This window comes from Massilia sp. Bi118 (assembly GCF_918697865.1).
Classification (GTDB): Bacteria; Pseudomonadota; Gammaproteobacteria; order Burkholderiales; family Burkholderiaceae_D; genus Telluria.
In genome coordinates this window covers 284,795-291,100 of sequence record NZ_CAKKMV010000008.1, presented here as the reverse complement: position 1 = coordinate 291,100, position 6,306 = coordinate 284,795, and the positions used below count along the sequence as shown (strand labels likewise).

The window sequence follows — 6,306 nt, the reverse complement described above, 5'->3', positions numbered from 1 at the left end:
CTTCGAGCCACCTGTTGTCGACCCCGAGCCTTTTCGAACGTGTCGAAAAAAGGCCCGGACACTACAACCGAGACAGCGACGTAGACTTTAACGAAGAGGTAACGAACTATCTTGGACAGCAGTGCGCGAAGGCGGGAATCCAGGTTCTGCGTGCGTTACGTTAGCGCGTATAACTTGGATCCCCGCCTTCGCGGGGACGACGAGCTAACAAAAATGGACCCACCCGGGTCCATTTTTGCATTTGAATCAAAAATCAAATTACTTGGCCGCGTCCTTATGCGCCTCAGCCATGGCCTTGCCGGTCTTCTCGGCAGCCTTGTTCTGGGCCTTGGCCTTGTCGGCATTGGCGTCCACGATCTTCTTCTGGGCCTTCTCGTCGGCCTTGATCATGGTCTCGTGCGCGTCGGCGTTGGCTTCGGCGATTTTCTTCTCGGCCTTGGCCGATGCCTTGGCCTTGTCTTCCGGATCGGCCTTCATCACCTTCTCGTTGGCGTCAGCGATCTTCTTGTCGGCCTTTTGCTGGGCCTTGGCCTTTTTCTCATTGGCCTTTTGCGTAGCCTTCGAGATCTTTTCGTCCTGTTTGGCGATCTCTTTCGCTTCCTTCTGGTTGGCCTTGGCGATGTCCTTGTCGGCATCCGCGTTGCCGGTCGAGCCGGCAGTCTGGCCAGCCATGCCCGAGGTGCCGGTCGACTGGGTGCCGACCACGGTGGTGCCTGCGGCCGGGGTCACGGCGGTGCTGGTGGCCGGGGTCATGCCGGTGGCGGTGCTGGTGGCGGGGGCGCCGGTCGAGCTGGTGCTCTGGGCTTGGGTCTGGGCGTACACCGAGGTGGCGAACAGGCCGGCGATCAGGGTAGCGAGCAGTTTGTTCATGGTTTTCTCCTATTCCGTATATGGTGAGACAGCGCGGGTGCGCCATGACTTTTTATTAATTCGAGTTGCCAGAATAGGCTCTCAGGCTGTATTGACTCTGTTCGCCAGCGCACGCAGCCTGAGGAAGCGTTGTTAAAGTTGTGACAAAACTTTTCAGCGGTTTTCGGTGTCCCCGCCGGCTGCACGGTTGGCTGCCTTGCGCTTCGACTTTTCCTTGACCTCGGCGCGTTTCTCGATACCTTCCTTGGCCGAATGTGTGGTTTTCAAGCGTGCACCAACAGGTTCCGAGACCTTGCTCGTGTTCGACTTGCGCACTTCCTGTTCCGCCTTGGTGCCGGCCTTGCCGCGTCCGCCGGTCGCCTTGGCGTCCGCCGCGGTGCTGTTCGGCGCTGTCGTGTTGGTTGCCTGGGCGTTGACGTTGTCCGCTTTCTGCGGATCGACGCCGACCACCGCGGTGCTCTTGCCGGTGACCTGGCCGGCGCTGTTCACGCCTGCCGCCTGCTGGCCGGTGGCGCCGTGCGCGCTGCCGGTGGTGGCGCTGCCGTCGGTGTGCAGGCCGGTGCCGGAGACGCCGGCGGCGGTCGAGTTGTGGCCCGACACGGCCTGGCCGATCGGCGCCGTGTTGGCGCTGCTGCCGGCCTGCTCGCGCGGCTGGGGTTTGGCTTGCGCCTGGGAGTTGACCTGGGCCTGGGCGGAGACCGCCAGCAGGCCGCCGATGAGGATGGCGAGGAGTTTGTTCATGATGATTCCCGTTGCTTTAGGTAAGCAACGAGCATAGGAGCCGCCGTCCCCGCCATCTGTTCGCCTACGCACACTATTTGGCCGGGCGCGCGTACAAGTCGATGATCTCGCTGATCCCGTCCTGGCAGACCGGGCAGAACTGCTCGCTGCGGTCGAACATGATGCACTGCATGGCAGGACGGTAATAACCGCTGGCCTCGTAGTTCGCGCCTTCGAAGGCGCCGATCGCATTGCGGTACTGCGCCTTCGAGAACAGTTCCCTGGTGTGCACCAGGTCTTCGCGGAACAGCGCGCTCATCTCCGATTCCGGACGATTCGCCGCCCGCAGCGCCGCACGCCGCTTCTGGTATTCGCGCGACCAGGCCTCGTATTCTTCCTTCGGCCAGGGCGTCGGCAGCGGCGTGCCGGCCTGCACGTGCTTCTTCCATTTCAGCTTGCCTGGGTCGCGCAGCGCAGTCGCGTTCGGCTCCCACGGCTCCATGCGCGCGCCGCTGGACTGGTAGGCCACCGGCGAGGTGTAGTACTCGTCGGCCAGGCCGGCGAAATGGTGGCCGAACTCGTGCACGAACAGGTAATTCGCCCAGTCGTTACTGGCTGCGGCCGTACTGAACTGGCCGAAGATGCCGCCGCCGCCATAGGTATCGTTGTTGACCAGGATCTCGATGAATTCGTAGGGCGCGTACTGGGCGATGTCTCGCAGCGCACGGTTGTCCAGGGTCAGCACGTAACGCTCGCTGCCGAAGATGTCGTAGCGGGTTCCCAGTGCCGAGGCGTGGTGCACGCCCGTCGAGGGCCGCGTGATGCCCGATTCCTGGGTCGGCACCGCCATCGCCCAGACATTAAAATCGTTCGCCCGCTCCTTGAACGGCGACACTTCGAACAGGTGCTTCGAGAGCCGCTTCGCGTCCGCTTCGAACTTCGCCATGTCCTTCTGGGTGTAGCCATCGCCGAGGATCAGCAGGTCGACCTTCTGCGGCGACGGCCCGCTGACCTTGATCGGCATCGGCTTCGCGGGCGCCGGCGGCTGGCTGCGCACGACTTCCTGGGCATTGGTATCGACCTCGACGCTCCAGGCCACCGAGAATGCGTTGCGCTCATCGCGCTTCAGGATGCGCACGCGAACCGGGCGCTCCGGCTTCGGAAAGCGCACCGACTCATGGAATCCGCGGCTCAGCTTGTTCGCCTCCTCGGTCGTCTTCCATTCGCCGAACACGGTCGAGAAGTCGCGCGAGTACAGCAGGTCGCCGGTCTTCGCGTCCGCCACTTCCAGGCGGTTATTGCCGCGGTTGCTGTTGTCGAAGGGCTGGGACATATTCCCCGGCCAGGGCAGCGGTTCGATCAGCACGCGTTCGATGGCGTATTGCTCGGTGAGGGCGTTGCCGCTGTGGGTGTAGTCGAGGCGGACGGTGGCGGGTTGTTGGGCGTGGGCGGCGCCCGCGCCGGCACTGCAGGCGATGGCAAACAGTGCGGACAGCAGGCGTTTCGAAGCGAGAGGCATGATCTTCCTTGCGGCTGAGAATCATCGTATTGTAATCCTGGCCACCTTGTCCCTGTCATTTTCCGCAGGATGAGCCGCCATGATTTCCGTGCAAAAATGGCGGCCATCGTCCACCGGAGCACACCATGCCGCGCCACCTCCTTGCAGCCCTGCCCTTCCTGTTCATCCAGCTCCCGGCCCAGGCGCAAGCCCCGGCCTTTGGCCTGCTCCCCGACAGCGTCTGCACCACTGCCAACAATGCGGTCGACGAAAAAGGTTTCGTGCGCATCGGCGGCATGGAGCAATGGGTGCGCATCAAGGGCAGCAGCTGCGCCAACCCCGTGCTCGTGCTGGTTCATGGTGGACCGGGCAATCCGACCACGCCCTGGGCCGACAATGTCTACAAGGCCTGGGAAAAGGACTTCACCATCGTCCAGTGGGACCAGCGCGGCGCCGGCATGACGTATTCGCGCAATCCGCCGGCGGAGGACACCCCGCTGGTGCTCGAACAATTGCGCGACGATGGCGTCGAGGTGGCGCGCTATGCGGCCAGGCGCTTCGGCAAGCGCAAGGTGATCCTGATGGGCGGCTCCTGGTCCTCGGTGCTCGGCATGCACATGGCGAAGTCGAATCCGGCCATGTTTTGCGGCTACGTCAGCACCGCGCAAGTGGTGGGCAACGCGCTCTCGCAGCGCGCCAGTTACGACGCGACCCTGGCGCTGGCGCGCGCGGCCGGCGATGTCGATTCGATCGGCAAGCTGGAAGGGATCGGTCCGCCGCCCTGGACCAATCCGCGCAACCCCGGCATCATCCGCCGGATCATGCGCAAGTACGAGGCGATGAGCACGGCGCCGGCGCCGAAATCCTGGTGGACCATGTCGCCGGAGTACGCGACCGCCAAGTACGATGCCGACTATACGGCGGGCGAGGATTACTCCTGGCTGCAATTCGTCGGCCTGAAGGGCGACGGCATCGCGTCGAAGATCGACCTCTACAAGCTGGGGCCGAAGTTCGAGGTGCCCATCTACATGCTGCAGGGCGAGCAGGATCTGCTGACGATGCCGGCACCGAGCCGGCGCTACTTCGATTTCATTCAGGCGCCGCGCAAGGAATATGTGCTGGTGCCGCGCGCCGGGCACGATCCGAATCCGCCCATGGTCGATGCGCAGTACGCGATGCTGAAGAAGATCGGCGACTGCCGCTGAGATCAGGTCTTCGGCTGGGCGGCGTGGGCGCCGCCGTTTTCGTCCACCACGGTTTGCAGCTGCTTGTTCAGCGATTGCAGGTTACTGTCGAGGTTGTCGTAAGCACTTACCATCTGGGTTGCGAGCCGGTAGATTTCCTGCGGATTCGAAATGCCCATCTGCACATTGCTCATGACCCCCATCAGGTGCGGCATATCGAGCAGCGTCAGCGTGCCGTTATAGGTGAGCCCGCTGGTTTCGCGCATCATGCCGTACGCACCTGCATAACGCTCGAGCTGTTCGCGGGGCATCCAGGTCACAGCCTGGTTGGCAACCGCCGCTTCCCAGGCTTCGCGGCGCAGGCCAGGCGTATCCAGGTCCAGGCGCAAGACTTCCTGCCACTCGCGTTCGAAGCGCTGCATCAATTCGGCATCGCTGGTCTTGGCGCGTATCCCGGCCAGCAACTGTTTGCGCATCTCGTGTATCGCCAGCCGCTTCTTCTCGTTATGCGCGAGCGCCGCGCTGACGTCCTTGATAGTCACGCGTAATTCCGCATTCATCTTGTCCGCCGCTTCATGCGCCAGGTGGCGGTGATGCCAGCTCTGCACGGCGTGCTCGAGCGCCAGCGCGGTCAGGATACTGATGACGATCATCACGTATTCGCCGCCGAACTCCTTGAATTTCTTTGCCTTGGGAACTTCGAAATGCATGACAAGCCAATCTGAGAGATAACAGAACAACAATCTATCTCAGGATTTTCTTTTATGCAATTACTTGTATTGGTAGATCGGCCGCCGGATCAGGATCGGCCGGATGTCGAGCCGCAGGTTGTAGATCGAATAGGCGTCGGTCGAGGCCGACGAGTAGCCGACGCTGTCGGCCGCGCGGGTGAAGCGGAACTCGAAGCCGAGATCGGGCTGGACGCCGTTCGGGCTGCCGAGGGTGATGCCGATGGCTTCCGGCTGGTCGCTGTCGATCAGCTTGCTCATCAGGTCGACCACCGTACTGTTGCCGAGGATGTCGGCGGTGAACAGGGGCTCGCGGTAATACGGCCGTGACGAGTCGAGCTTGCCGTCGGCCTTGTCTTCGGAGGGCGTGAATTCGTGGGTGAGGATGTTGAAGCGGTCGCCATTGTCGAGGTAGCTGACGCGCACGTTGCTGACATTGAAGGCGCCTTCGCGCGCGCTGGCGCCGGCCAGGTCGAGCACCAGCGCGCCCTTGTAGCCGATCACTTCGACGTCGCGGTTGGGCAGCACGACCATGGCGGTGTCCTCGTCGATGCCCAGGCCCAGCTTGTAGCCCTTGGCCAGCATGGCCGGCAGCATGCGTGCGAAGCGGCCGCGCACCAGCAGGTGCTGGTCGATGAAGACGTCGTCGCCGATGAAGCCGAGGCCATCGGTGATTTCCTTGCCGTCCTCGACGCCCAGCTTGAGCGTGGCCAGCACGGTGCGCGGGCGGCCGAACATGGTGCTGCTCATGATGGCGGCGCCGGCGCTGGTGCCGGCGATCACGCCGCCGCGCCGGTACATGTCCCACAGGGCATCGAGCACGCGGGTATTGCTGCCGTCCTCGTGACGCAGGGCGGTGGTGATGCGGCTCTGGTCGCCGCCGGCGAAGAAGGCGCCGCTGGCGGAGCGCACCAGTTCGGCCAGCTTGGGATCGTCGGCCGCGGCGTGGTAATCGCTGCCGGCCAGCTTGACGGCCACCGGCACGAAGAAGGCCTTGGCGCCGTAGGCATTGAGGCGGTCGACCAGGAACTTGCCGGATTTTTCGGGATAGCCCGCGGCGGAGGCGAACACGGCGATACGCGCCTCCTTGCCGCCGGCCAGTTGCAATATGCGTTCCCAGACCGGGGCGTTACCCGGGCGCAGGTTGCCGCCGATGATGACCAGCGATCCTTTGGAAGGCGTCGCGTTGGAGGATGCCGCGCTTGGCGGCGCCGCCAGGGCAAACTGGAAGCTGGCGAGCGCCAGCCAGGCGAGGACGACACGGCGTGCAATCCGGAACATGGGTTCCCTTCCCAATCTTGACCGA

At 63.5% G+C, this 6,306-nt stretch carries 6 protein-coding genes; 1 reads left to right on the top strand and 5 read right to left on the bottom strand.

Annotation, left to right across the window (positions count from 1 at the left end):
• Positions 1-258: 258 nt before the first annotated feature.
• The 3 genes from LQV39_RS14405 to LQV39_RS14395 form a co-directional block, all read right to left on the bottom strand.
• Positions 259-870 (bottom strand): hypothetical protein, encoded by a 612-nt coding sequence (locus LQV39_RS14405; RefSeq protein ID WP_230026806.1) that lies wholly within the window; start codon positions 868-870, stop codon positions 259-261.
• Positions 871-1,023: 153 nt separating this feature from the next.
• Positions 1,024-1,611, bottom strand: coding sequence for a hypothetical protein (locus LQV39_RS14400; RefSeq protein ID WP_230026805.1), 588 nt, complete (start codon positions 1,609-1,611; stop codon positions 1,024-1,026).
• Between the two features lie 73 nt (positions 1,612-1,684).
• Positions 1,685-3,109: an IgA Peptidase M64 gene (locus LQV39_RS14395; protein ID WP_230026804.1), complete on the bottom strand. Its 1,425-nt coding sequence runs from the start codon at positions 3,107-3,109 to the stop codon at positions 1,685-1,687.
• A 125-nt stretch (positions 3,110-3,234) separates the two neighbouring features.
• Here LQV39_RS14395 and LQV39_RS14390 point away from each other — a divergent pair, with 125 nt between their 5' ends.
• Complete coding sequence (locus tag LQV39_RS14390; RefSeq protein ID WP_230026803.1) at positions 3,235-4,293, top strand: alpha/beta fold hydrolase; 1,059 nt, start codon at positions 3,235-3,237, stop codon at positions 4,291-4,293.
• A 2-nt stretch (positions 4,294-4,295) separates the two neighbouring features.
• Here LQV39_RS14390 and LQV39_RS14385 read toward each other — a convergent pair whose 3' ends face one another.
• Positions 4,296-4,982, bottom strand: a complete 687-nt coding sequence (locus tag LQV39_RS14385) for a hypothetical protein (protein WP_230026802.1) — start codon at positions 4,980-4,982, stop codon at positions 4,296-4,298.
• 60 nt (positions 4,983-5,042) lie between these two features.
• Positions 5,043-6,281: a cyanophycinase gene (locus tag LQV39_RS14380; RefSeq protein ID WP_230026801.1), complete on the bottom strand. Its 1,239-nt coding sequence runs from the start codon at positions 6,279-6,281 to the stop codon at positions 5,043-5,045.
• Positions 6,282-6,306 lie beyond the last annotated feature (25 nt).